The following is a 24,488-nucleotide window of genomic DNA, read 5'->3' as shown; positions in this document are numbered from 1 at the left end:
CGCTAGCCGCCGCTCGCGACCGGGGCAAGGGGTTAGCGCGCATCCGGCGCCCCGCCCACCATGGGACGTGCCCCCGGGCATCCCACGACGAGCGGAACGAGGACGGACCATGGTGCGATTCGGATACACCCTGATGACCGAGCAGAGCGGACCCAAGCAGCTGGTGGGCTACGCGGTCGACGCCGAGAGGCTCGGCTTCGAGTTCGCGGTCTCGAGCGACCACTACTCGCCGTGGCTGACCGAGCAGGGGCACGCCTCCTACGCCTGGACGCTGCTCGGAGCGGTCGCGCAGGCCACGTCGACCATCGACCTCACGACCTACGTCACCGCGCCGACCATCCGCTACCACCCGGCCGTGGTCGCGCAGAAGGCCGCGACGCTCGCGATCCTCTCCGACGACCGCTTCACGCTCGGCCTCGGCTCGGGCGAGAACCTCAACGAGCACGTCGTCGGCGAGGGCTGGCCCTCGGTCGCCGTGCGCCAGGACATGCTCGAGGAGGCCGTCCACCTCATCCGCGAGCTGCACACCGGCGAGCTGGTGACCTGGGAGGGCGAGTACTTCCGCGTCGACTCCGCCCGCATCTGGGACCTGCCGGACAAGCCGGTCGAGATCGGCCTGGCGGTCTCGGGGGAGAAGTCGATCGCCCGCTTCGCGCCGATCGGCGACCACCTCATCACGACCGAGCCCGACGCGGAGCTGATCTCGCAGTGGACCGCGGTCCGCGGTGCGGACGCCGCCCCCTCGCGCACGATCGGCCAGATCCCGATCTGCTGGGCGCCGGACAAGGAGCAGGGAGTGTCGCTGGCCCACGAGCAGTTCCGCTGGTTCGCCGGCGGCTGGGCGGTCAACTCCGATCTGCCGACCCCCGCCGGCTTCGCCGGAGCGAGCCAGTTCGTGCGCCCGGAGGACGTCGCCGAGCAGATCGCCTGCGGCCCCGACCTCGACGAGCTCGCCCAGAGCTTCGTGCCCTACATCGAGGCGGGCTTCACCGACATCGCCCTCGTCCAGGTCGGCGACGAGCTGCAGCAGCGGTTCCTCGACGAGGCGGCGGAGGGGCTCCTGGAGCGCCTGCGCGCACTCGCCCCCTGAGGCCGCTGGCGGGTCGCGCGGTCAGAATCCGCGGAGGCGCTCGATGTCGCGCCGGTCGCGCTTGGTCGGGCGGCCCGCTCCGCGGTCACGGACGATCACGCCCGGCGCGGACTCCCGGGATGGCGGCGGGGGCGTCCGGTCCTCCATGCACTCGGCAGCCACCGGCGCACCGACCCGCTTGACCACGAGTCCGCGGACGATCAGCTCCCGGTCGAAGCCGCCGATCCGGGCGCGGACCTCATCGCCCACCCGCACGGTCTGCGCTGCCTTGGCCCGCTCGCCGTTGACGCGGATGTGGCCGGCCCGAGCCGCGGTCGTCGCGGCGGAGCGCGTCTTGTAGATGCGCACCGCCCAGAGCCACGCGTCCACCCGCACGGCACCGGTCACCGGGATCTGCATCCCCCCAGTCTACGAACGGCGCCCGCTCACCACCCACCCCGCGGTCCTACACTGGCCGCCGACAAGGAGGTTCCCATGAACCGAGACGACAGCATCTACACCGGAGCGGACGACGCGCTGCGGAGCGGCGACGACCGCATGGTCGCGGCGAACGACAGCTCCGGAGCCGGCGGAACCCGTGGCGACGTCGGCATGAGCACGACGAGCGGCGAGGGCACCGGGGTCCCCACCCGCGGCGCGCCTCCGCAGAGCGGATCCCCGTCCGAGCTGCGCCCCACCGGCTTCCCGCACGCGGGCCTGGAGTTCTCGCTCGTCCCGTCCGGGCACGAGGAGTGGCGGATCGAGCACCCGGGCGGTCGCACCGTCGGCGTCCTCGCCGTCATCTCGCACGCGGGCGAGGAGTCGGAGGCCGTGTTCGTCACGCGCCGCGTCGGCTCCGAGGACGCCGTGGCCGAGGGCACCGACTGGCGCGGCATCGTCTCGGCCGTGATCAACGACGAGGCGGCGGACGAGCGCGAGCCGGTCCAGCTCGACCCCACCGTCGAGCACGTCCGCGGCGGACTGATCAGCCGCGGCCCCGCGGACGTCGACGGCCTCTCCTGAGCCCTCTCTCCTCCGGGACGCCGTCCGCGCTCGGCGCGGGGCGTCCCACGGGGGAGGATCGGAGTCTCAGCGGGCGAGCAGCGCGGCGTTGATCCGGGCCGAGAGGTCGGCGTCGACACGGCGGTCGGTCCCGTCGACGGCGCGGACGGGAGCGGCGTTGCGTGCGCTCGAGACCAGCCACGCCGCGTCCGCCGCCTCCAGATCGCCCGCGCGCAGCGGACGCACCGCCGTCCCGAGGCCGAGGCCCGGCGCGAGCGCGAACAGGTCGGCCTGCGTGGTGCCGGGCAGCAGCCCGAGGCTCGGCGGAGGAGTCACGAGCTCCCCGCCCGTCAGCAGCACGAGGTTCGAGGTCGGCCCCTCGAGCAGGTAGCCGTCGCTCGACACGAACAGGGCGTCGTCGGCACCGCGCCGGGCGGCCTCCCGCGCGGCCGCACGGTTCACCGCGTACGAGAGCGTCTTCGCGCCGGCGAGCAGCCAGGGGGACGTCGACTGCACGTCCGAGCGCAGCCCGCGGTCCAGGAGCACCACGCGCACGCCGTCGCGGCGGGCCGGGCCGAAGTCCGGGCTGGTCTGGACGAAGACGACGCCGGTGGGCCGCCCGCCGCCCTCGACGCCGCGGGTCAGGATCGTCTTCACCATCGCCTCGGCGACGGGCGGGTGCGCGGCCACCGCCGCTCCGATCGCCTCGAGCCAGGCGGGCCGGTCCGGCCGGGGCAGGTCGAGCATCCGGGCCGAGCGCTCGAAGCGGTCCAGGTGCGCGTCGAGCGCCTGCAGCCGTCCGTCGACCAGGTTGATCGTCTCGAACACGCCGTCGCCGCGGGTGAAGCCGAGGTCGGTGACGTCCAGATCGCCGCGCCCGCTCGGATCGATGCGGTGCGCGGGTCCTCCCGGCGAGTGCGCCTCGGCGTCGAGGGAGGGTCGGTCGAGGACGACGAGGGTCTCAGCGGGCATGGGCGGTGCGGTCCTTCCGGGAGCGGCGGCGGGGGGAGAAGCGGAGCAGCGCGATCGTCAGCAGGGCGCCGATCAGGGAGCCGCTGCCGTTCGAGACGAGGTCCTGCACGTCGGAGACGCGGGTCGGCAGCCACAGCAGCTGCGCGGTCTCGACGGCCGCCGACACGGCGAGCCCGATGGCGGCGGCCCACAGGCGGCGCCCCGCCGGCAGCTGCGCGGCGATCAGCGCACCGAGTGGCACGAAGAGCAGCACGTTCGCGGTGAACTCCGCCACGTCGAAGTCGAACCAGCCGGTGAGCGGCGTGGAGGCGAGGAACGCGATGATCCCGCGGATCAGCGCGTTGGGCTCCCCGGCCGGGTAGGGCGCGGGCGTCAGCGTGATCAGGGCGATCAGCGCGAGCCAGGCGAGCGTCGCGAGGCGGAGGGGTCTCGAGCGGCGCATCGTCCGATTCTGCCAGCCCGTCGGGGTCGGGTGCGGCGGGCGCGGTGTGGGAGGCTGGAGGGCATGACCAGCGAGGACCCCGGCGCGGACGCCGTGCTCCCGCGTCACCCCTTCGACGCGTCGCTCGGCGACGGCTGGGTCGAGATCGGCGACGGACGCCGCTTCTGGGGGCGCTTCGGCGCCGCCGGCCTCCTCCTGCGCGATCCGTCGGGACGCGTCCTGCTCCAGCACCGCGTCAGCTGGAGCCACTTCGGGGACACCTGGGGGCTGCCCGGCGGCGCCCGTCACCCCGAGGAGACGGCCTTCGAGGCGGCCCTCCGGGAGTCGGAGGAGGAGGCGGGCGTCCCCGCCGACCTGATCCGGCCCGTGCTCTCCAGCGTCGTCGTGATCGGACCGTGGAGCTACTCCACAGTCCTGGCCGAGTCCCGCGAGCACTTCACTCCCCGCATCAGCGACGCCGAGAGCACCGAGCTGCGCTGGGTCGCCCCCGACGAGGTCGACTCCCTGCCGCTGCACCCGGGCTTCGGAGCGGCCTGGCCGGGCCTGCGCGCGCTCGGCTCCTCGATCCCGGTGCTCGTCGTGGACGCCGCCAACGTGGTCGGCTCACGCCCCGACGGCTGGTGGCGCGACCGCGCCGGCGCCGCGGAGCGCCTCCTCGCCACCCTGGCCCGCCTCGCGGAGGCAGGCGTCCCCGGCCGTCTCCTGGGGATCGACGCCGACACGGTCTGGCCGCGCATCGCCGTGGTGCTCGAGGGAGCGGCGCGCGCCGCCCGCCCGGAGGCGGGCGCTCTCACGGAGCGGCTCACGGTCCACTCGGCCGACGGCTCGGGCGACGACGCGATCGTCGAGCTGGTCGGCGCGCTCGAGACCGCGGTCGTCGTCACGGCCGACCGGGGACTGGCCGCCCGCGTCGAGGCGCTCGGGGCCGCCGTGGTCGGTCCGCGCTCGCTGCTCGACCTCCTCGATCCCGCCCGGGAATAGGCCGCGGGGGCACCCGGTTGCATCCCCCATGGCTACGACTGCGATGACCCTCGACTCCCACGACCAGACGATCGCCGACGGCATCGTCCTCATCGATTTCTGGGCCGACTGGTGCGGCCCGTGCAAGCAGTTCGCTCCGGTCTTCGAGGCCACGAGCGAGAAGAACGCCGACATCACGTTCGCGAAGGTCGACACGGAGGACCAGCAGCAGCTCGCCGCGAGCTACGGCATCTCCTCCATCCCCACCCTCGTGGTGTACCGCGACGGCATCCCGCTGATGGCTCAGCCCGGCGCCCTGCCCGCCCCCGCGCTCGACAACCTGATCGAGCAGGTCCGCGGCCTCGACATGGTCGAGGTGCGCCGCCAGTACCAGGAGGCGAAGGCCGCTCAGGAGGCCGGCGCCGCCCCACAGGCCTGATCCGCCCGGCGCCTCGACCCGCTCCGCAGGCGGGAGGCGCCCGCAGACGCACGAGAACCCCCGGCAGCCGTGAGGCCGCCGGGGGTTCCGTCGTTCCGAGCCGGGATCAGCCGGTGTTCTGCAGCCCCGCCGCGACTCCGTTGACCGCGAGCAGGAGCAGCCGCTGGTTCTGCTCCGTCCCGGATCCGCCCGGGTCGGTGCGGAGCGCCTTCAGTGCGCGCAGCTGCAGGAGCGAGAGCGCGTTGACGTACGGGGTGCGCAGGCGCACGGCACGGCCGAGCACGCGGTGGCCCGTGAGCAGGCTCTCCTCGCCGGTGATCGAGAGCACCCACCGGCGGGTGAGCGCCATCTCGTCGAGCACGAGTCCGGCGAGGTCGTCGCGGGAGTCGAGGGCGAGGTACCGGCGGGCGATGCCCTCGTCGGTCTTCGCGAGCGACATCTCGACGTTGTCGACCATCGTCGTGAACAGCGGCCAGGAGGCGTAGGCCTCGCGGAGCAGGTCGAGGTCGCCGACGGCCTCGAGCGCGCTGCCCAGCCCGAACCAGCCGGTCAGGTTGACGCGGGCCTGGGTCCAGGCGAAGACCCACGGGATCGCTCGCAGGTCCTCGAGCGACTCGACGGAGAGGCCGCGGCGGGCCGGACGCGAGCCGAGGGCGAGCAGGCCTACCTCCTCCTGCGGGGTGACCCGGGCGAACCACGGCGCGAAGCCGTCGGCCTTCACGAGCTCGAAGAAGCGGCGGCGCGACTCGCGGTCCATCGTCGCCGCCACCTCGGCGAAGCGCTCCGCGGCGCCCGCGTTGCGCTCGCCGACCGCGGGGGAGGAGGCGAGCAGCGTCGCTCCCGCCACCTGCTCGATGTGCCGGGTGGCGATGTCCGGGTTGCCGTAGCGGGCGAAGATGACCTCGCCCTGCTCCGTCAGCTTGAAGCGGCCGTCCACCGATCCGGGCGGCTGCGCGAGGACGGCCCGGTTGGCCGGCCCGCCGCCGCGGCCGAGCGCTCCGCCGCGCCCGTGGAACAGCGTGAGCACGATGCCCTCGTCGGCCGCCCACTGCGCGATGCGCGCCTGCGCGTCGTAGAGCGCGAGCGTCGCCGAGACCGGTCCGACGTCCTTCGACGAGTCGGAGTAGCCGAGCATCACCTCGAGCCGGTTGCCGGTGGCCGCGAGGCGCGCCTGCACCTGGGGGAGGCGGATCATCTCGGCGAGGATGTCGGTCGAGGCGTCGAGGTCGGCGAAGGTCTCGAAGAGCGGGACCGCGTCGATGATCGGCGGCTTGCCGTCGGTCGCCGCCTCGGCCAGTTCGAAGACCGTCCGCAGGTCGTCGGCCGACTGCGTGAAGGAGACGATGTACCGCCTCGCCGCGTCGGTGCCGAAGCGCTCCTGGACCTTCGCGATCGCCCGGAACACCGACAGGACCTCGAGGCCGCGCTCGTCGAGCTCCTCGCCGGCGCGGATCGCGGCGATCGTCTCGCGGTGCACCTTCGAGTGCTGGCGCACCTCGATCTCGGCGAGGTGGAAGCCGAAGGTCTCGAGCTGCCAGACGAAGTCCTGGAGGTCGCCGTAGGCGGCGCGGACGTCCTCGGCCTCGACCAGGGACTCCTGGAGGGTGCGCAGCTCGGCCAGCAGCTCGGCGGCGGCGGAGTAGGCCAGCGGCCCCTCGGACCGGGTCGCGGCCAGGCGCTCGGCCGCGAAGAGCAGGACGCGGCGGTGCGCCTCGTTGGGCGAGCGCTCGGCGATGTCGGCGGCGAGCTCGGGAGCCCGCTCGACGCAGGAGGCCCAGAGCGCCTCGACGGCGGCCGACGGGGGAGTGGTCGAGGCGTCGAGGGTCAGCGCGCGGCCCACGCGGCGGGCGACGCGCTCGAGACCCATGAGGACGTGCTCGGAGGCGATGTCGACCGCAGCGAGGGTCGTCTCGGCGGTGACGAAGGGGTTGCCGTCGCGGTCGCCGCCGATCCAGGTGCCCAGGCGGACGAAGGCCGGTGCGACCGGAGCCCGGGTGCCCGAGCCCTCGCCGAGCAGGGCGTCGTCGAGGCGGCGGTAGACGCGGGGGAGCACCGAGAACAGCGACTCGTCGAAGACGCTCATCGCGGTGCGCACCTCGTCGAGGGGAGTGGGCTTGGACTCGCGCAGCGGAGCGGTGCGCCACAGCGTGTCGACCTCGGCCAGCAGCCTGCGGCGGATCTCCACCAGCACGACGCCGCCCATGCGCGGGTCGTCGCGCTGCTCGAGCAGGTCGCTGATGCGGCGGATGGTCGAGGCCACCGCGCGGCGGCGCGCCTCGGTCGGGTGCGCCGTGAGGACGGGGCGGAACTCCAGTCGTGACAGGCGCGCGAACGCCTCGTCCTCCCCGAGCTCCCCGGTCAGCCGGCGCATCGAGGCGAGGATCGAGTCCTCGGGCGACTGCGCACCGGCGTCGGCCTCGCGCCGGCGCAGCACGCGGACGCGGTGGAACTCCTCCGCCACGTTGACGAGGTGGAAGTAGCAGGTGAACGCCCGGGCGACCTCCTCGGCGCGCTCGAGCGTGAGCGAGGCGACGAACTCCTCCGCCTCCGCGGTCCCGGCCGCGTCGCCGCTGTCGTAGGCGCTGATCGTGAGCGCGCGCAGGCGCTCCACGTCCTCGTAGAGGGAGGGCTCGCCCGACTCGCGGAGCACCTGGCCGAGCAGCTCGCCCAGCAGGTGGACGTCGGCGCGGATCCTCTCGTCGAGCGGAGGTGCGGTCGTCCCGTCGGCGGAGGAGGGGGCGGTGGCGGAGGCGGGTGCTGCGGTCGCGGCGGACGCGTCGGAGAACGGAGGCACGGGAGAGACCTTAGCGGCGGTGCGTATCGAGCACATGACGCCTGCGTCACGATCCGAACTGGAATGATCGAGGGGTGACCGTGACAACCGCACCCCCCGCTCCCGCCGTCCAGACCGAGCAGGCGGCACCCCATGTCGTCGTGCTGTTCGGCGCCGTCGGCGACCTGGCCCGGCGCAAGCTCATCCCGGGGATGGCCCACCTCGCGCTCTCCTCCCTCGCACCGGACCTGCAGATCGTCGGCACCTCGCTCGAGGAGCACGACGACGCCTCGTTCCGCGCCTTCGCGAAGCTGGCCTACGACGAGTTCGGGAGCCGCTCCCTGACGCCGGCGCAGTGGGACGAGTTCGCGTCCAAGCTCCGCTACGTCCCGCAGTCCGCCGGCCCGGCCGCGCTGGCCGCCGCCGTGACCGACGCCGAGGCGGTCCTCGGCCCGGACGTGAGCCGGCTGCACTACCTCAGCGTCCCGCCCAGGGCAGCTCTCTCCGTCGTGCGGATGCTCGCCGAGGCCGGGCTGGTCGAGCGCTCGCGGATCATCATGGAGAAGCCGTTCGGCGTCGACCTCGAGAGCGCGGTCGTCCTCAACGCGGAGCTCCACGAGACCTTCAGCGAGGAGCAGATCTTCCGGATCGACCACTTCCTCGGCAAGGAGCCGGCGCAGAACATCCTGGCCTTCCGCTTCGCCAACGGCCTCTTCGAGCCCATCTGGAACCGCAACTTCATCGATCACGTCCAGATCGACATCCCCGAGCGCCTCACGCTCGACCGTCGCGCCGAGTTCTACGAGTCCACCGGCGCCTATAAGGACATGGTCGTCACCCACCTCTTCCAGGTGCTGGCGTTCATGGCCATGGAGCCGCCGACCGCGCTGGAGCCCCAGGCCATCAGCGAGGAGAAGAACAAGGTCTTCCGCTCGATGCGTCCGCTCAACCCCGAGAACGTGGTGCGCGGCCAGTACATCGGCTACCGCGACGAGCCGGGCGTCGCCGCCGACTCCGAGACCGACACCTTCGTCGCGCTGAAGTGCGAGATCGACAACTGGCGCTGGGCGGGAGTGCCGTTCTACCTCCGCACCGGCAAGCGGATGGCCGAGGGTCAGCGCATCATCTCGATCGCGTTCCGCGAGCCCCCGAAGAGCATGTTCCCGCAGGGCTCCGGAGTCGGTGCCCACGGCCCGGACCACCTCACCTTCGACCTGGCGGACGCCTCGAAGGTCTCGCTCTCGTTCTACGGGAAGCGCCCCGGTCCCGGCATGCGGCTCGACAAGCTGAGCATGCAGTTCGCGCTCCAGGAGACCGACCGCGCGGGCGACGCGCTCGAGGCCTACGAGCGCCTGATCCTCGACGCGATGCGCGGAGACCACACGCTGTTCACCACCGCGGAGGGCATCGAGCGGCTCTGGGAGGTCTCCGCGCCGCTCCTGCAGGATCCGCCGCCCGTCCGTCTCTACGCGCCCGGCTCCTGGGGGCCGAACGCGATCCACCAGCTGATCGCGCCGCACGCCTGGCGCCTGCCGTTCGAGCGGGTCTGGCGCGACAAGCGCTGACCACGCCGCCGTGCGCCCCGCCTAGGCTGGGCGCATGGCGAGCACCGGTGAGGACCGGATCTGGACGGTCCCGAACGTCCTCAGCATGGTGCGTCTCGCGCTGGTGCCGGTGTTCCTCGTGCTCGTGGTCCTCGGCGAGGACGCGCTCGCGCTCCTGACCCTCGTCGTCTCGAGCCTCACCGACTACCTCGACGGCTGGATCGCGCGCCGCTTCGACCAGATGACGCGCCTCGGCCGCGTCCTCGATCCGGCCGCCGACCGCCTCTACATCTTCGCCACCGTCCTGGGCCTCGCGGCCCGCGGACTGGTGCCCTGGTGGCTGGTCGCCGTGCTGCTCGCCCGCGACCTGATGCTCGTGGTCCTGGCGGTCGTCCTGGCGAACAACGGCTACGGACCGCTTCCCGTGCACCACCTGGGGAAATTCGCGACCTTCTGCCTCTTCTACGCGCTCCCGCTGATCATGCTGGGGCAGGCGTTCCCGGCCCTCGCGCCCGCCTCGCTCCCCATCGCCTGGGCCTTCGCGCTGTGGGGCGCGTTCCTCTACTGGTGGGCCGGGATCGTCTACGCCGTCCAGACGCGGGACCTCGTCCTGGGGGTCCGCACAGGTGCTCAGGGGTCCGACGAGGGTCACGATTCGGATACGCTGACCTGATAGGAGGTACGTCTTGGTCGAGCCCGTCGGTGGAGCATCATCCGCCCAGCACAATTCCGTTCCCGGTGAGCCGTCGACGGAGACGACTCTGACGTTCACCGACGACATCGGCGCCCAGCTCGCCGCTCTCGACAACCGCGCGTCGCGCGAGGAGGCCGAGGCCGTCGGCGCTCTGCCCTCGGGATCCGCGCTGCTGGTCGTGCGGCGCGGACCGAACACCGGCGCCCGCTTCCTCCTCGACACCGACTCCACGACGGTCGGCCGTCACCCCGATGCGGGCATCTTCCTCGACGACGTCACGGTCTCGCGCCGGCACGCCGAGTTCGTCCGCCGGGGCACGGCGTTCGAGGTCCACGACCTCGGCTCCCTGAACGGCACCTACTTCGACGGGGTCCGGATCGAGTCCGCGATCCTCACCGACGGCTCCGAGGTGCAGGTCGGCAAGTTCCGACTCACCTTCTACGCGTCCCGCGCCGACCTCGTCGCCGCTCCGGACGCGTGAGCCGTGGGCCGCTCCTCCGCGCGCGCCCTCCCCACCGGCTCCGCCGCTCTGCTGAGCATCGGGCAGGTGCTGGCCAGGCTGACCAGTGAGTTCCCGGACGTCACCCCGTCCAAGCTGCGCTTCCTCGAGGAGCAGGGGCTCGTCTCGCCGGCCCGCACCGACTCCGGCTACCGCAAGTTCTCGGGCTCCGACGTCGAGCGGCTCCGGATGATCCTCGCTCTGCAGCGCGACCACTACCTCCCCCTCAAGGTCATCCGCGGATACCTCGACGACATCGACGCCGGACGCGAGCCCGCCCTGCCGGCCGGTGTCGGGGGTCCGAGCGCCTCGCTCCTCGGCCCCGCCACGCGGTTGACCCGCGAGGGCCTCGCGGCCGAGTCCGGTGCCACGCCCGCTCTCGTCCAGGAGGCCATCGCCGCCGGGCTCGTGCGGGGCGGCGACGTGTTCGGGGACGAGGCCGTGACGACGCTCAAGGCGCTCGTCGACCTCGGCCGATCGGGTATCGAGCCCCGTCACCTCCGACCGCTCCGCGTCGCCGTCGAGCGCGAGATGTCGCTCATCGAGAGCGTCGTCGCCTCCAGCGCCCGCCGCGGAGAGGCGTCCGGCTCCGCCGGTGCTGCCGAGAACGCGGTGGGGCTCGCGACCCAGCTGGGCACGATCCGCGGTGCGATGGTGCGCAGCGCCCTCTCGCGGATCGCCCGCTCGTGAGGGCCCCGCCGCCGGCCGACGGGCGGCCCGTGCGACACGCCGCGGCGCCGAGGCCGATGTCGTTTACTCGGCCTGCGCCGGTCGGTACGGTAGGGAGCGCGTTCGGAGGATCCGGCGTTCGGATCCGAGAGGCACAGGGATGAGAGAAGTCAGCCGCGACGTCAGCGGCCAGCGCGACCTCGTCCTGTTCACCGACGGACTGCCCGAGCTCGACGCCGACGCGGGCTACCGCGGGGCCGTCGCGGCGCGCGCCGCGGGGATCACCTACCGTCAGCTCGACTACTGGGCGCGGACCGAGCTCGTCGAGCCCACAGTGCGCGGCGCGTCCGGCTCCGGCACGCAGCGCCTCTACGGCTTCCGCGACATCCTCGTGCTGAAGCTGGTCAAGCGCCTGCTCGACACCGGGATCTCGCTCCAGCAGATCCGCACGGCGGTCAACCAGCTCCGCGAGTCCGGGGTCGACGACCTCGCGCAGACGACCCTGATGAGCGACGGCGCGAGCGTCTACCTCTGCACCTCGAACGACGAGGTCATCGACCTGCTCAGCCGCGGCCAGGGCGTCTTCGGCATCGCCGTCGGCAAGGTCCTCCGCGAAGTCGAGTCGAGCCTCGTCGAGCTCGACCATCAGTCGGTCGACCCGGGCGACGAGCTCGCCCAGCGCCGCGCCTCCCGCCGCGTCGGCTGACCGCCCACCCCTCGCGGGTCGGCCGCTGCTCCGGGGACTCCCGGGTCTCCTCCGCGCGCTCAACTGGTCAGGAGCGGACCCGCCTGTAGCCGTGCTGTGCAAGCAACGGGCGCCACCCGAGTCTCACCGTGCTGATCGAGTGGCGGGCTCCGCCCGCGCATCGAGAGTCCGCGCCGAACTCCGACGCCGAGCGTCCGCCGGCGCTGTCCCTGGCGCTCCTCGAGCACCGAGCATCGCCCGCGTCCCGAGACCTCGAGCCGGAGAAGTCCGGCGGACCCGCCGGCCCTAGGTCGCGGCGGGGACCTGCTCGCCGATGCGACCGGTGCGGATCACGCGGTCGAGCAGCAGGTCGAAGTTGTGCGCCATCTCCTGAGCGCTCTCCCCGGGCCAGACGTGGACGGGCTTCGCCGCGCCCTGCGCCTGCTGGAGGGAGGTGCGCTCCGGGAGCTGCGGGCTGAGGACGAGCGGCCCGAACATGTCGCGCAGCTCCTTGATCCGGAACTGGTGCTCCAGCGACTGGACGCGGGCGCGGTTGACGATGATGCCCAGCGGCTGGAGGCGCGGGCTGAGTCCGCGGCGGATCTCCTCGATCGCCCGGAGCGCCCGGTCGGCGGCGGCCACCGAGAACAGGCCCGGCTCCGTGACGACGGCGACGCGGTCGCTCGCGGCCCAGGCCGTGCGGGTCAGGGCGTTGAGCGACGGGGCGCAGTCGATCAGCACGAGGTCGTAGTCGGCCTCGACGCTCGCGAGGGCCTCCTCGAGCTTCCAGATGTCGCGGATGCTGGGGTGCGGCCCGTCGAAGTTGATCGCGGAGGGGCTGCCGATCAGCACGTCGATCGTGCCGTGGTGCTCCTTGGTCCAGCCGGAGGGGGCGATCGCCGAGCGGACGATCTTCTCCTTCGGCGACGTCAGGACGTCGGCGATGTTGAGGTGGCCGGCGACGTTGATGTCCATTCCGGTCGACACGTCGGACTGGGGATCGAGGTCGACGACCAGCGTTCGCAGGCCCTTCGAGAACGCCGCGGATGCAAGGCCGAGCGTCACCGTGGTCTTGCCGACGCCGCCCTTGAGGGAGCTCACGCTGAGTACATGCATGGCTGACTACTTTACGTTCCTCCGGGCGGCAGAACCTAACCGTTCGCTGCACGCGCCGTCCGCGCCGTCTCCGGAAGCGGGGAGCACTAGCAGTCGGAGCGCGCTCCGACCAAGCCGCCCGGCGCGATCCGGGCCCGCCGGTACACTCGTCCTGAGCGGAAGGAGGCTCGTTCGCATGGATGAGCGCAACGACGAACAGCCCGACACCGGCACCGGTCCCACGCCGCGGACCGCCATGGACGCGGCTCGGGAATCGGGTCAGTACTCCCCGCGAGCGAGCGACACCGCTCCGACCCTCCTGCCCGACGGCGTGCGGATCACCCCGCCCGGCCCGCGGCGCCGCTCCACCGCCCCTGCTCCGGTCGAGGACGAGGACGCGATCGACGTCGGCCGCCTCGGCTTGCCGCCCTCGCGCTCGCACGCTCTCGTGCCCCCGGAGCCGAGTCCTGCTCCGACCCCCTCACCGGCTCCCGCTCACCCGTCCGGCGCGAACGGACCGGTCTCGGCGGGGATCCCCGCCCGACCGGAGTCCGCCGAGAAGCCCGCGGCGTCCGAGTCCGCGGGGGAGCCCGCCGCCGTCCCCACGCGCCGCGACCGCCTCCGCGCCGAGTCCTCGAGCGCCGCTCCCGCCCCGTCCGCGCCGAGCGCCGCCGTCCCCGAGTCGGCGTCGATGCTCACCCCGGACAGGCTCCTGGAGGTCAACCGCAAGACCCGTCCCGCTCCCACGGGCGGCTGGCACCGCTTCCTCTACGGCCTGACCTTCCACACGGTCAACCTCGGCGACTCCGCGAAGGTGAAGGCGTGGAAGGCGATGGACGAGCGGATCGGCCGGCAGTTCGAGGGCGGCACCCGCTTCGTCCCGGTCATGACCCGCAAGGGCGGCGTCGGCAAGACCACGGTCACGACGCTCCTGGGCATGGCCCTCGCCGATGCGCGCGAGGACCGCATCATCGCGGTCGACGCGAACCCCGACCGCGGCACCCTGGCCGAGCGCGTCCCCAAGCAGACGCGGGCGACCGTCCGCGACGTCGTGAACCGCGCGGCCGGCGTGACCGGGTTCACCGAGTTCTCGACGATGGTCTCCCGCGACGAGACCCGCCTCGACGTCCTCGCCTCCGACACCGACCCGCAGCTCTCCGAGGCCTTCGACGAGGACGACTACAACGTGGTCGCCGACCTGGTCGAGCGCTTCTACTCGATCATGCTCACCGACTGCGGCACGGGCATCGTGCACTCGGTGATGCGGCCCACGCTGCAGCGCGCCGACACGGTGGTGATCGTCTCGGGCGGCAGCGTCGACGAGGCCCGCCTGGCCTCCGAGACCCTCACCTGGCTGGACGCGAACGGCTACGGCGCCCTGGTGCGCAACGCGGTCGTCGCGCTCAACACGGCGACGCAGGGCACGAGCCTGGTGAAGCTGGAGGAGATCGAGTCGCACTTCCGCTCCCGTGTCCGCGACATCGTCCGCATCCCCTACGACCCGGTGCTCGCCGCCGGCTCCGTGGTGAAGTGGGAGCAGCTGCGCGAGGGCACGAAGGACGCCGCACGCCTGCTCGCCGCGCTCGTGGTCGAGGGCATGCCGGTCCGACGTGTCTGAGCCCCGGGCTTCCGGGGCGGCGTCCGCCGCGCACCAGGACCGCACCGACGGACCCGACGCGACCACCGACGCCTTCGACCTGATCGTCATCGGGGCCGGCTCCGGCAACTCGATCGTCGGTCCGGAGTTCGACGGCCTGCGGGTCGCGATCCTCGACGACGGGGAGTGGTTCGGCGGCACCTGCCTCAACGCCGGCTGCATCCCGACCAAGATGTTCGTCCATGTCGCCGATGTGGTCACCGACGTCGACCAGGGCGGCCCGATCGGCGTCCACTCCCGCCTCCGCCGCCCCGAGTGGGCCGAGGTGCGCGACCGGGTGTTCGGCCGGATCGACGCGATCAGCGAGGGCGGTTTCGAGTACCGCGATCAGCGCTCCCCGAACGTGACCGTCCTCCGCGAGAGCTTCGGCTTCGAGTCGCTCGGAGACGGCGACCGCCCGCACGTCCTCGTCAGCGCCAGCGGTGCCCGCATCAGTGCGCCGCAGGTGGTCGTGGCCGCCGGCTCGCGGCCCAGGCCGCTCCTGGCCGCGTACGAGCCGGACCCCCGCATCCAGGACTCCTCCTCCGTCATGCGGCTCGATGAGCTCCCCGAGCGGATGCTGATCCTCGGCGGCGGCGCGGTGGCCGTCGAGTTCGCCCACGTCTTCTCCTCCTTCGGCACGGCCGTGACCGTCGCCGTCCGCGGCGACCGCCTCCTCCGCGCCCTCGACGAGGACGTCTCGCGCCGGTTCACCGGGATCGCCGCCGAGCGGTACACGGTGCTCACCGGAGTGAGCGCCGAGAGCGTCGACGCCCGCCCTGACGGGCTCCGCGTCGCCCTCAGCGACGGCACGACGGTCGAGACCGACCTGCTGCTCGTCGCGCTCGGCCGCGACCCCAACAGCGACACGGTCGCCGCCGCCTCCGTCGGGATCGATCTGCACGAGGACGGCCGGATCAGCGTCGACACCGAGCAGCGCGTCCTCTCCGGCGGACACCCCGTGCCCGGCCTCTTCGCCCTCGGCGACGTGTCGTCCCGCTGGCAGCTCAAGCACGTCGCCAACCACGAGGCGCGCCTCGTGGCGCACAACCTCCTGCACCCGGGCGAGCTGCTCTCCGACACCCTCTCGCCGGTGCCCGGCGCGATCTTCGCCCACCCGCAGATCGCCCACTTCGGGCTCACCGCGGCCGAAGCGCGGGACCAGGGCCTGGACGTCGTCACCGTCACCCAGGAGTACGGCTCCACCGCCTTCGGCTGGGCGCTCGAGGACGACTCCAGCGCCTGCCTCCTGGTCGTCGGACTCGACGGCGCCCTCCTCGGCGCGCACATCATCGGGCCGCAGGCCAGTATCCTCATTCAGCCGCTCGTCCAGGCCGCCAGCGCCGGCACCGGCATCCGCGGACTCGCCCGCAGCCAGTACTGGCCGCACCCCGCAGCGAGCGAAGTCGTCGAGAACGCCCTCCTGAGCGCGGAGGAGGCCCTGAGGGAGCGCACCACATGACCGAACGCCAGATCCGCATCTTCGGGGACCCGGTGCTGAAGACCCCGTCCACGACCATCGAGACGGTCGACGCCGGCGTCCGCGGCCTCGTCGAGGACCTCGTCGACAGCGTCCGACCGCCCGGACGCGCCGGCGTCGCAGCCCCCCAGATCGGCGTCAACCTCCGCGCCTTCAGCTACAACGTCGACGGCGTCATCGGGTACATCCTCAACCCCGAGATCATCGAGCTCAGCGGAGACCCGCGACCGGTCGACGAGGGCTGCCTCTCCGTCCCGAACCTCTGGTACCCCGCGATCCGCTACCCGCACGCGAAGGTCCGCGGCACCGACCTCGACGGCAACGAGATCGTCCTCGAAGGCGACGGCCTCATGGCCCAGGCCCTCCAGCACGAATGCGACCACCTCGACGGACGCCTCTACCTCGACCGCCTCTCCAAGGACGACCGCCGCGCCGCCATGAAGGCCGTCCGGGAATCCGACTGGTTCTGAGTTCGATTCCGGGCCGGTCCCTGCCCGGCCCGGCGCGGTCGGCTCAGCGAGGTGGGGGCGTTCCGTGGAGCGTCGTGCGTTCCGCCGACGGTGAAGCGCTGGCACGCGCTTCACCGGATACGGCTGTGTTGAGGGGGGAGCCGGTCCCTGCCCGGCCCGGCGCGGTCGGCTCAGCGAGGTGGGGGCGTTCCGTGGAGCGTCGTGCGTTCCGCCGACGGGAAAGCGCTGGGACGCGCTTGCCCGGATACGGCTGTGTTGGTGGGGAGCCGGTCCTTGCCCGGCTCCACGCAGTCGGCCGCTCGAGGTGGGCGCGTTCCATGGAGCGTCGTGCGTCCCCCCACGGTGAAGCGCTCGCACGCGCTTCACCGGATACGGCTGTGTTGAGGGGGAGCCGGTCCCTGCCCGGCTCCGCGCGGTCGGCTTTTCGAGGTGGGCGCGTTCTGTGGAGCGTCGTGCGTTCCGCCGACGGGAAAGCGCTGGGACGCGCTTTCCCGGATACGGCTGTGTCGAGGGGAGCCGGTCCTTGCCCGGCTCCGCGCGGTCGGCCTTTCGAGGTGGGCGCGTTCCGAGGAGCGTCGGGCGTTCCGCCGACGGGATAGAGCTGGGCGCGCTGTCCCGGAGGCGGCTGCGATCGGGACGGCCTGCTGGTAACGGCGGGAGAGCGCGGGGTCAGCGGAGGGAGATGCCCTCGGTGGCGGGGGCGGCGGAGTAGACGGCGGCGATGGTGTCGGCGAAGTCGGCGAGGATGACGTTCCGCTTGATGCTCATCTTCGGAGTCAGGTGACCGCTCGCCTCCGTGAACTCGGTCGGGAGGATCACGAACTTCCGGATCGACTCTGCACGGGAGACGCGCTCGTTCGCCGCGTCGACAGCCCGCTGCACCTCGGCCAGAACGACCGGGTTCACGGCCGCGTCCTCGAGTGAGAGGCCCTTGTCCTGCCCGTTGTTGGCGAGCCACGTCGGCAGCATCTCGGAGTCGAGCGTGACCAGAGCAGCGATGAACGGGCGCTGATCGCCGACGACGACGACCTGGCCGACCAGCGGGTTCGCGCGGATCGGATCCTCCAGCGCCGCCGGAGCGACGTTCTTGCCGCCGGCGGTGACGATGATCTCCTTCTTCCGCCCGGTGACGCGCAGGTACCCGTCCTCGTCCAGGGTTCCGAGGTCGCCCGTGCGGAACCACTCGCCGTCGAACGACTCGGCCGTCGCCGCCTCGTTGTTCCAGTAGCCGCCGAAGACGTCGATGCCGCGCACCTGGATCTCGCCGTCGCCCGCGATCCGGATCGAGACGCCGGGCATCGCCGGGCCCACCGAGCCGATCTTGAAACGCTCGGTGCGGTTGACCGTGGCGGGCGCCGTCGTCTCCGTGAGGCCGTAGCCCTCGAGGATCTTGATGCCGAGGCTGTGGAAGAAGTGCCCGAGCCGGTCTCCCAGCGGCGCCGAGCCGGACACCGCGAAGCTGACGTTCCCGCCCATGGCGGTGCGCAGCTTCGAGTAGACGAGCCGGTCGAAGAGGAGGAACTGCAGCTTCAGCGCGAGCGGCACCGAGCCCGCCTCGAGCGCCATCGAGTGGGCGACGGCGACGTCGGCCGCGCGGCGGAAGATCTTCCCCTTCCCCCCGGCCTCGGCCTTCTGCTCGGCGGAGTTGTAGACCTTCTCGAACACGCGCGGCACGGCCAGGAGGAACGTCGGCTTGAAGGACGCGAGCGAGGGGAGCAGCTGCCTGGTGTCGGCCTGGTGCCCCACCTTCACCCCGCCGTGCACGCAGAGGATCGCGATGAAGCGGGCGAACACGTGCGCCGTGGTGATGAACAGCAGCGTCGACGCGCCGGGCTGGTGGATCAGCTCCGTCAGGGCGACCGCCGAGTTGCGGCTGAGCTCGACGAAGTTCGAGTGCCGGATGATGCAGCCCTTGGGGCGCCCGGTGGAGCCGGAGGTGTAGATGATCGTCGCGATGTCGGTGCCGGTCGCCAGCGAGCGGCGGCGCTCGATCTCGGCGTCCGGCACGTCGACGCCGCGGGCGACGAGCTTGTCCAGATCGCCCAGCCCGATCTGCCAGGCGAGGCGGACCTCGGGAAGGTCGGCGCGGATCTCGTCGAAGCGGGCGAAGTGCTCGGGGGTCTCGACGATCACGGCGTGCGCGCCGGAGTCGGCGAGGTTCCACTGCACCTGCGCGGGGGAGGAGGTCTCGTACACCGGGACGAGGACCCCGCCGGCGAACCAGACGGCGAAGTCGATCAGCGTCCACTCGTAGCGCGTCTTGCAGATCAGTCCGACCTTCTCGCCCGGCTCGAGGCCGACGGCGACGAAGCCCTTCGCGAGGGCCGTGACCTGGTCGAGGAACTCCTGCGCCGTCACATCGCGCCAGCCGTCGCCGTCGGGCAACGCGAAGAGCGGGCGATCGGGCGTCTCGCGGACGCGGTCCAGCAGGAGGGCGGTCGTGTTGGCCTGGGGATCGGCCGGAACCACCAGGGGGGAATCGAACTGGTCCACGGCAACTCCTTCGGTACCTGAATGAACGTCGTCTCCACCCTACCGGCGCGGCGCAGGCTGTGGATCCGTTCAGGGTAACGATCCAGCGGTGGCTCCGCGAGGAGGGCCGACACGCGTCGCCGGGTCTCGCCGCTGAGCCGCATCGGAGCGCTCGCGGTCACTACACTCGTCCTGGCCGCCGCTCAGGGCGGCCCGCCGACGCTGCCGCGCCGGTGGCGACGGGAAGGCGGTTCGCGTGCACGCGATCGGGATCGACATCGGCGGCACGAAGATCGCCGGAGCCCTGGTCGACGAGTTCGGGGGGATCCTCCGCGAGGACCGTCGGCCCACGCCCGCCGGGCACCCCGAGCTGATCGTCGACGTCGTGGTCGAGATGGTCGAGCATCTGCGCTCCGGCCTGCTCCCGGGAGACGTCTCCGCGGTCGGAGTCGCCGCCGCCGGCTTCATCGACGCCTCGCAGTCGATCGTCTACTACGCCCCGAACATCAACTGGCGCAACGAGCCCTTCCGCGAGAAGCTCTCGGCCCGCATCGACCTGCCGATCATCATCGAGAACGATGCGAACGCCGCCGGCTGGGCCGAGTTCCGCTACGGCTCGGGCCGCCTCGTCAGCGACATGCTGATGCTCACCATCGGCACCGGAGTGGGTGGTGCGATCGTCATCAACGACCGGCTCCTGCGCGGCGGCTTCGGCGCCGCGGCCGAGATCGGGCACATGCGCGTCGTCCCCGGAGGCCTGCCCTGCGGCTGCGGCGCCCGCGGCTGCATCGAGCAGTACGGCTCGGGCCGCGCGCTCCAGCGCTTCGCCGGCGAGCTGGCCGACGCGGGCGGGATCGGCCAGGGCATCGCCGACGCCCGCGCCCGCAACGGCGGCGAGCTGAACGGCCACCTCATCTCCGAGCTGATCACCGCCGGCGACCTCGGCGCCCTCGCGGCGCTGCGACAGCTCGGCCACTGGCTGGGCGAGGCGGCGGCCAGCCTGAGCGCCGTCCTCGACCCGCAGATGTTCGTCATCGGCGGCGGAGTGGCGCAGGCGGGCGACCTCCTGCTGGACCCCATCCGCCAGGCCTACCTCGACAACCTCCCCGCCCGGGGCTACCACCCCGAGCCCGAGTTCCGCATCGCGGAGCTCGTCAACGACGCCGGAGTCGTGGGGGCCGCCGACCTGGCGCGCCTGCACGCGAGCTCCCTCTAGCGGCACCCGCCGCACCCGATCCGCCGCACCGCCGAGGAGCCCGATGTTCTACTGGTTCATGAAGCACATCGTCGCGGGCCCGCTCCTGAAGACGATCTTCCGGCCGTGGGTGGTCGGCGCCGACAAGGTGCCGCAGAACGGCGGCGTGATCCTCGCGAGCAACCACCTCTCCTTCATCGACTCCGTGATCCTCCCGCTGGTGATCGAGCGGAACATGGTCTTCCTCGCCAAGAGCGACTACTTCACCGGCAAGGGCCTCAAGGGCTGGGCGACGCGGACGTTCTTCACCGCCACGGGGATGCTGCCCATCGACCGCTCCGGTGGCAAGGCGTCGGAGGCCTCGCTCAACACGGGCCTCCGCGTCCTCGCGGGCGGCCACGCCCTGGGCATCTATCCCGAGGGCACGCGCAGCCCCGACGGCCGCATGTACCGCGGCCGCACCGGTGTCGCGCGCATGGTCCTCGAGGCCCGCGTGCCCGTCATCCCGGTAGCCATGATCGACACCGCGCGCATCATGCCCATCGGCAAGCGCCTGCCGAAGCTGGGCCGCATCGGCATCGTCTTCGGGGAGCCGCTCGACTTCAGCCGCTTCGAGGGCATGGAGGGCGACCGGTTCATCCTCCGCTCGATCACCGACGAGATCATGTACGAGCTCCTCGCCCTGAGCGGCCAGGAGTACCTCGACGTCTACGCGACCTCGGTCAAGGAGAAGCGCGCGGCCCTCACCCGCTGAGCGCCCGCTCGACGCCGGGGCCCCCTCCCGGCCGAGCGCTCTGCCAGGCGATAAGCTCGTCAACCGCTGCCGTCCGTCCGGACGGCGGCCCTCCGCGCGCCGCTGGCGCCCGTCAGAACCGGGAACACCCTCGTGGTCATCGATCCGAACGAACCGTACGTCCTCGCCGCCCCCTCCGTGGTCGCCGGCCTGGACTATTGGCGCGAGCTCGAGATCAAGCAGCAGCCGCAGTGGCCCGATGCGGAGGCCGTGCGAGCGGCGTCCGCCGAGGTGGCCGCGCTCCCTCCGCTGGTGTTCGCCGGCGAGGTGGACCAGCTGCGCGAGCGTCTCGGAGCCGCGGCCCGCGGCGAGGCGTTCCTCCTGCAGGGCGGCGACTGCGCCGAGACCTTCGCCGGAGCGACCGCCGAGCAGATCCGGAACCGCGTCAAGACCGTGCTGCAGATGGCCGTCGTCCTGACCTACGGCGCGAGCATGCCCGTCATCAAGATGGGCCGGATGGCCGGCCAGTTCGCGAAGCCGCGCTCGAGCGACCTCGAGACCCGCGGCGACGTGACCCTGCCCGCCTACCGCGGCGACATCGTCAACGGCTACGACTTCACCCCGGAGTCGCGCGCCGCGGACCCGCGCCGCATCGTGCAGGGCTACCACACCGCCGCCTCGACGCTGAACCTCATCCGCGCCTTCACGCAGGGCGGATTCGCCGACCTGCGCCTCGTCCACTACTGGAACAAGGGCTTCACCGAGAACCCGCAGAACCAGCGCTACGAGCAGCTGGCCCGCGAGATCGACCGCGCGGTCAAGTTCATGGTGGCGTGCGGGGCCGACTTCGAGGGCATGAAGCGCACCGAGTTCTACACCGGCCACGAGGGACTGCTGATGGACTACGAGCGCCCCATGACGCGCATCGACTCGCGGACCGGCACGCCGTACAACACCTCCAGCCACTTCATCTGGATCGGCGAGCGCACCCGCGAGCTCGACGGCGCGCACGTCGACTTCCTGTCGCGGGTGCGCAACCCGATCGGCGTGAAGCTCGGCCCGTCGACCACGCCCGAGACGATGCTCGAGCTGATCGACAAGCTCGACCCCGAGCGGGAGCCCGGTCGCCTCACCTTCATCACCCGCATGGGTGCCGGGAGGATCCGCGACGCCCTCCCGCCGCTGCTCGAGGCCGTCAAGCGGAGCGACGCCCTGCCGCTGTGGGTGACCGATCCGATGCACGGCAACGGGCTGACGACGCCGACCGGCTACAAGACCCGTCGCTTCGACGACGTGGTCGACGAGGTCAAGGGCTTCTTCGAGGCGCACCGCGCCGCGGGGACGCACCCGGGCGGCATCCACGTCGAGCTCACGGGCGACGACGTCACCGAGTGCCTCGGCGGCTCGGAGCACATCGACGAGGCGACGCTCGCCACGCGGTACGAGTCGGTCTGCGACCCGCGCCTCAACCACATGCAGTCGCTCGAGCTCGCGTTCCTCGTGGCGGAGGAGCTTCGGGGCCGCGCGATCTGATCCGGCCCCGACCGCCGGTCGAGTCCCCGTCGAGGGGCTCGACCGGCGGCGTCAGGTCGTGATGGTGATCGACAGCTGGATCGTCGTGCCGCGCTGCACGAGATCGCCGGCCTTGTTGGACTGGTTCGTGACCTTGGTCAGCTCGTTCGGCGCCGCGTCGATCAGCGGGCCGAGCGTCGTCAGGGAGTAGCTCCACGACAGGTCCGCCGCCTCGAGGGCCGCCTTCGCCTCGTCGCGGTTCATCCCCACGACGTTCGGCACGGCGACGGGCTCGGGCCCCTTCGACACGACGACCGAGACGGTGTCGCCGGTCACGGCGGGCGCCTCCGGGTTCGCCTGCGTGAGGACGACGCCCGCGGCCACGGTGTCGCTCCAGTCCTCGCCGCTGCGGTCGAGGGCGAGACCGGCCGCCTCCGCCTTCGCCGTCGCGTCGTCGATCGAGAGGCCGACCACGTTCGGGATCGGTCCGAGACTCACCACCATCGCGATGGTGCTGGTCTCGGACATCGTCTCGGGCAGCGCCGATCCGTCAGGCAGCGAGGCGGAGACGACCACACCCGCGTCGACGTCGGCGTCGAAGATCTTCGAGACGTCGCCGACGGTGAAGGAGCCGCCCGTCACCGCGGCGGCAGCGTCGGCCTCCGAGAGGCCGGCGAGCGACGGGACCGGCAGCTGGCGCGGCCCGCTCGAGACGGTCAGCGTGATGACGGAGCCCTTGTGCACCCCCTGCCCGCCGGGCGGATCGGAGCTCACCACCGTCCCCGCGGGCACGGTGAGGTCGGGCGTCTCCTGCGGCTGCACCTCGAAGCCCTGCGCCTGCAGCTGGGCCGTCGCGTCCTGCTGCGACTGGCTGACGACGTCCGGGATCGACACGATCGCGCCGGGTCCCTCGCCGAACCACCAGGCCGTCCCGCCGCCGATGAGCGCCAGGAGGAGGACGACCACCGTGAGCAGGACGCCGCGGCGCCGTCGGACGCGGCGCCTGCTCGCGAGCCGGGCGACGGTGTCGTCGTCCTCGTCGACCACGAGCACCGCTCCGGGGGCCGGCGCCGGGTCGAAGACCGAGGTCTGCCCGGGCTCCGCCGTATCGAAGACGGCCGTCGCGGGCGCCGGATCGGCGACGGGCGCCGGGAGCGGGGTGACCGCCTGCGTGTCGCCGCGGCGGTCGCTCGGTGTGATGCCCATGAGCCGCTCGGCCTCGAGCAGCTGCGCGAGCATGACACCGGCGTCGCGGGGCCGCATGTCCGGGTCGCGCTCGGTCGCCCAGAGGACGAGCTCGTCGAGCGAGGTGGGGACGGAGGCGACCGTCGCGCTGGGGTACGGGACGGAGTCGTTCGCGTGCTGGTACGCGATCTGCATCGGCTGCTCGCCCGTGAAGGGCTGCTCTCCGGTGAGCATCTCGTAGATCATGATCCCGATGGCGTAGATGTCGCTGCGGGTGTCGGCGGTGCCCCGCGTGACCAGCTCGGGGGAGAGGTAGGCGATCGTGCCGAGGAGGGCCTGACCGGAGGCGGTGTTGGCGGAGGCGGCGCGCGCGAGGCCGAAGTCGCCGATCTTGATCCGGCCGTCGTCGGCGAGGAGCACGTTCTCGGGCTTGAGGTCGCGGTGGAGGATCCCGGCGCGGTGCGCGGCGGCGAGACCCGAGAGCACGGAGTGCATGATGTCGACGACCTGCTGGGCGGTCAGCCGGCCGCGCTCCTTGAGCAGGTCGCGCAGGGTGATCCCGGGGAGGTACTCCATCACCAGGTAGGCCATGTCCGAGTCCTGGCCCTGGTCGAAGACGCTGACCACGTTCGGGTGGGCGAGACGGGCGGCGGAGCGCGCCTCCTGGACGAAGCGGTTCTTGAACGTCGCGTCGTCGGAGAGGTGGCCGTGCATGACCTTCATCGCCACGCGGCGCTCGAGGCGCTGATCGTGCGCGAGGTAGACCGTCGCCATGCCGCCGCGGGCGATCCTCGAGCGCACCTCGTACCGGCCGTCGACGAGACGGCCGAGGAGAGGGTCGAGCTGGCTGGTGGTCACGCGACGAGTCTAGGCAAGACCCCCGGGGGAACCGGTGAGCGACGCCCGGGCGGCGCAGGACGGGCCCGACTCCTTCTCCGGGGCGCCCGCAGTTGGCGGCCCTC

At 72.3% G+C, this 24,488-nt stretch carries 22 protein-coding genes; 15 read left to right on the top strand and 7 right to left on the bottom strand.

All coding sequences use genetic code 11. From position 1 onward, the window contains the following. Window positions 1-109 precede the first annotated feature (109 nt). The gene (locus GTU71_RS06055) at window positions 110-1,090 is read left to right on the top strand and encodes a TIGR03557 family F420-dependent LLM class oxidoreductase (protein ID WP_159939479.1); all 981 of its coding nucleotides are present in this window, start codon (window positions 110-112) and stop codon (window positions 1,088-1,090) included. Window positions 1,091-1,111: 21 nt separating this feature from the next. Here the strand turns inward: GTU71_RS06055 and GTU71_RS06050 are convergent, their stop codons facing one another. After that, window positions 1,112-1,489, bottom strand: a complete 378-nt coding sequence (locus GTU71_RS06050) for a S4 domain-containing protein (RefSeq protein ID WP_208543612.1) — start codon at window positions 1,487-1,489, stop codon at window positions 1,112-1,114. Between the two features lie 75 nt (window positions 1,490-1,564). Between GTU71_RS06050 and GTU71_RS06045 the strand changes: the two genes are divergently transcribed. After that, window positions 1,565-2,092 (top strand): hypothetical protein, encoded by a 528-nt coding sequence (locus GTU71_RS06045; RefSeq protein WP_104233360.1) that lies wholly within the window; start codon window positions 1,565-1,567, stop codon window positions 2,090-2,092. A 66-nt stretch (window positions 2,093-2,158) separates the two neighbouring features. Here the strand turns inward: GTU71_RS06045 and GTU71_RS06040 are convergent, their stop codons facing one another. Next, window positions 2,159-3,043 (bottom strand): aminotransferase class IV, encoded by an 885-nt coding sequence (locus tag GTU71_RS06040; RefSeq protein ID WP_159939478.1) that lies wholly within the window; start codon window positions 3,041-3,043, stop codon window positions 2,159-2,161. Next, the gene (locus GTU71_RS06035) at window positions 3,033-3,485 is read right to left on the bottom strand and encodes a VanZ family protein (RefSeq protein ID WP_104225384.1); all 453 of its coding nucleotides are present in this window, start codon (window positions 3,483-3,485) and stop codon (window positions 3,033-3,035) included. Before GTU71_RS06035 ends, GTU71_RS06040 begins: the two co-directional genes overlap by 11 nt. 63 nt (window positions 3,486-3,548) lie before the next feature. Between GTU71_RS06035 and GTU71_RS06030 the strand changes: the two genes are divergently transcribed. Then, on the top strand, window positions 3,549-4,466 hold the full coding sequence (locus tag GTU71_RS06030) for an NUDIX domain-containing protein (RefSeq protein ID WP_104315567.1): 918 nt from the start codon (window positions 3,549-3,551) through the stop codon (window positions 4,464-4,466). 28 nt (window positions 4,467-4,494) lie between these two features. Next, window positions 4,495-4,884, top strand: a complete 390-nt coding sequence (trxA, locus tag GTU71_RS06025) for a thioredoxin (RefSeq protein WP_159939477.1) — start codon at window positions 4,495-4,497, stop codon at window positions 4,882-4,884. A 106-nt stretch (window positions 4,885-4,990) separates the two neighbouring features. Here the strand turns inward: trxA and GTU71_RS06020 are convergent, their stop codons facing one another. Beyond that, the gene (locus GTU71_RS06020; RefSeq protein ID WP_244230676.1) at window positions 4,991-7,576 is read right to left on the bottom strand and encodes a phosphoenolpyruvate carboxylase; all 2,586 of its coding nucleotides are present in this window, start codon (window positions 7,574-7,576) and stop codon (window positions 4,991-4,993) included. A gap of 182 nt (window positions 7,577-7,758) precedes the next feature. Here GTU71_RS06020 and zwf point away from each other — a divergent pair, with 182 nt between their 5' ends. From zwf to GTU71_RS05995, 5 genes are all read left to right on the top strand, one after another. After that, window positions 7,759-9,222: a glucose-6-phosphate dehydrogenase gene (gene zwf / locus GTU71_RS06015; protein ID WP_104225448.1), complete on the top strand. Its 1,464-nt coding sequence runs from the start codon at window positions 7,759-7,761 to the stop codon at window positions 9,220-9,222. Window positions 9,223-9,256: 34 nt separating this feature from the next. Continuing rightward, window positions 9,257-9,874, top strand: a complete 618-nt coding sequence (locus GTU71_RS06010) for a CDP-alcohol phosphatidyltransferase family protein (protein WP_159939475.1) — start codon at window positions 9,257-9,259, stop codon at window positions 9,872-9,874. 88 nt (window positions 9,875-9,962) lie between these two features. Further along, on the top strand, window positions 9,963-10,376 hold the full coding sequence (locus tag GTU71_RS06005) for an FHA domain-containing protein (protein WP_181027143.1): 414 nt from the start codon (window positions 9,963-9,965) through the stop codon (window positions 10,374-10,376). 3 nt (window positions 10,377-10,379) lie between these two features. Then, window positions 10,380-11,084 (top strand): MerR family transcriptional regulator, encoded by a 705-nt coding sequence (locus tag GTU71_RS06000; protein WP_104222574.1) that lies wholly within the window; start codon window positions 10,380-10,382, stop codon window positions 11,082-11,084. Between the two features lie 139 nt (window positions 11,085-11,223). Then, the gene (locus tag GTU71_RS05995) at window positions 11,224-11,769 is read left to right on the top strand and encodes a MerR family transcriptional regulator (protein WP_104222575.1); all 546 of its coding nucleotides are present in this window, start codon (window positions 11,224-11,226) and stop codon (window positions 11,767-11,769) included. A 285-nt stretch (window positions 11,770-12,054) separates the two neighbouring features. Here the strand turns inward: GTU71_RS05995 and GTU71_RS05990 are convergent, their stop codons facing one another. Next, window positions 12,055-12,864 carry a ParA family protein gene (locus GTU71_RS05990; protein WP_104222576.1) on the bottom strand — a complete coding sequence of 270 codons (810 nt, stop codon included), beginning with the start codon at window positions 12,862-12,864 and terminating at the stop codon, window positions 12,055-12,057. 175 nt (window positions 12,865-13,039) lie between these two features. Here GTU71_RS05990 and GTU71_RS05985 point away from each other — a divergent pair, with 175 nt between their 5' ends. From GTU71_RS05985 to def, 3 genes are read left to right on the top strand one after another with little or no spacing between them, the layout of a single operon-like run. Further along, window positions 13,040-14,461, top strand: a complete 1,422-nt coding sequence (locus tag GTU71_RS05985) for a MinD/ParA family protein (protein ID WP_244230647.1) — start codon at window positions 13,040-13,042, stop codon at window positions 14,459-14,461. After that, window positions 14,454-15,941 carry a mycothione reductase gene (locus GTU71_RS05980; RefSeq protein ID WP_159939474.1) on the top strand — a complete coding sequence of 496 codons (1,488 nt, stop codon included), beginning with the start codon at window positions 14,454-14,456 and terminating at the stop codon, window positions 15,939-15,941. The genes GTU71_RS05985 and GTU71_RS05980 overlap by 8 nt, the downstream gene beginning before the upstream one ends. Beyond that, window positions 15,938-16,429, top strand: a complete 492-nt coding sequence (def, locus tag GTU71_RS05975) for a peptide deformylase (RefSeq protein ID WP_104346152.1) — start codon at window positions 15,938-15,940, stop codon at window positions 16,427-16,429. The genes GTU71_RS05980 and def overlap by 4 nt, the downstream gene beginning before the upstream one ends. Window positions 16,430-17,098: 669 nt before the next feature. Here def and GTU71_RS05970 read toward each other — a convergent pair. Continuing rightward, a complete protein-coding gene (locus GTU71_RS05970; protein WP_159939473.1) occupies window positions 17,099-18,922 on the bottom strand; it encodes an AMP-dependent synthetase/ligase in 1,824 nt (607 codons plus the stop codon). A 235-nt stretch (window positions 18,923-19,157) separates the two neighbouring features. Between GTU71_RS05970 and GTU71_RS05965 the strand changes: the two genes are divergently transcribed. The 3 genes from GTU71_RS05965 (at window position 19,158) to GTU71_RS05955 (ending at window position 22,362) form a co-directional block, all read left to right on the top strand. Next, window positions 19,158-20,117, top strand: a complete 960-nt coding sequence (locus GTU71_RS05965) for an ROK family glucokinase (protein ID WP_104222580.1) — start codon at window positions 19,158-19,160, stop codon at window positions 20,115-20,117. Window positions 20,118-20,160: 43 nt separating this feature from the next. After that, window positions 20,161-20,850 carry a lysophospholipid acyltransferase family protein gene (locus tag GTU71_RS05960; protein WP_104222581.1) on the top strand — a complete coding sequence of 230 codons (690 nt, stop codon included), beginning with the start codon at window positions 20,161-20,163 and terminating at the stop codon, window positions 20,848-20,850. Between the two features lie 177 nt (window positions 20,851-21,027). After that, window positions 21,028-22,362: a 3-deoxy-7-phosphoheptulonate synthase class II gene (locus GTU71_RS05955; protein ID WP_104222617.1), complete on the top strand. Its 1,335-nt coding sequence runs from the start codon at window positions 21,028-21,030 to the stop codon at window positions 22,360-22,362. 51 nt (window positions 22,363-22,413) lie between these two features. On the opposite strand, the gene pknB is transcribed toward GTU71_RS05955, so the two are convergent. Beyond that, window positions 22,414-24,384 carry a Stk1 family PASTA domain-containing Ser/Thr kinase gene (pknB, locus tag GTU71_RS05950; protein ID WP_104222582.1) on the bottom strand — a complete coding sequence of 657 codons (1,971 nt, stop codon included), beginning with the start codon at window positions 24,382-24,384 and terminating at the stop codon, window positions 22,414-22,416. Window positions 24,385-24,488 lie beyond the last annotated feature (104 nt).

It is taken from the genome of Rathayibacter sp. VKM Ac-2762 (assembly GCF_009866585.1).
In the GTDB taxonomy this organism is placed as follows: domain Bacteria; phylum Actinomycetota; class Actinomycetes; order Actinomycetales; family Microbacteriaceae; genus Rathayibacter.
The sequence above is the reverse complement of the archived record's forward strand: the minus strand, read 5'-3'. Positions and strand labels throughout refer to the sequence as shown.

What these genes read in the sequence shown, in the direction of transcription:
- GTU71_RS05990 (WP_104222576.1), bottom strand. Translation starts at nt 12,864, where the DNA reads ATGCATGTACTCAGCGTGAGCTCCCTCAAGGGCGGCGTCGGCAAGACC.
- GTU71_RS06040 (WP_159939478.1), bottom strand. Translation starts at nt 3,043, where the DNA reads ATGCCCGCTGAGACCCTCGTCGTCCTCGACCGACCCTCCCTCGACGCC.
- GTU71_RS05960 (WP_104222581.1), top strand. Translation starts at nt 20,161, where the DNA reads ATGTTCTACTGGTTCATGAAGCACATCGTCGCGGGCCCGCTCCTGAAG.
- GTU71_RS06030 (WP_104315567.1), top strand. Translation starts at nt 3,549, where the DNA reads ATGACCAGCGAGGACCCCGGCGCGGACGCCGTGCTCCCGCGTCACCCC.
- GTU71_RS06010 (WP_159939475.1), top strand. Translation starts at nt 9,257, where the DNA reads ATGGCGAGCACCGGTGAGGACCGGATCTGGACGGTCCCGAACGTCCTC.
- GTU71_RS06055 (WP_159939479.1), top strand. Translation starts at nt 110, where the DNA reads ATGGTGCGATTCGGATACACCCTGATGACCGAGCAGAGCGGACCCAAG.
- def (WP_104346152.1), top strand. Translation starts at nt 15,938, where the DNA reads ATGACCGAACGCCAGATCCGCATCTTCGGGGACCCGGTGCTGAAGACC.
- GTU71_RS06050 (WP_208543612.1), bottom strand. Translation starts at nt 1,489, where the DNA reads ATGCAGATCCCGGTGACCGGTGCCGTGCGGGTGGACGCGTGGCTCTGG.
- GTU71_RS06045 (WP_104233360.1), top strand. Translation starts at nt 1,565, where the DNA reads ATGAACCGAGACGACAGCATCTACACCGGAGCGGACGACGCGCTGCGG.
- GTU71_RS05985 (WP_244230647.1), top strand. Translation starts at nt 13,040, where the DNA reads ATGGATGAGCGCAACGACGAACAGCCCGACACCGGCACCGGTCCCACG.
- GTU71_RS05995 (WP_104222575.1), top strand. Translation starts at nt 11,224, where the DNA reads ATGAGAGAAGTCAGCCGCGACGTCAGCGGCCAGCGCGACCTCGTCCTG.
- GTU71_RS06035 (WP_104225384.1), bottom strand. Translation starts at nt 3,485, where the DNA reads ATGCGCCGCTCGAGACCCCTCCGCCTCGCGACGCTCGCCTGGCTCGCG.
- trxA (WP_159939477.1), top strand. Translation starts at nt 4,495, where the DNA reads ATGGCTACGACTGCGATGACCCTCGACTCCCACGACCAGACGATCGCC.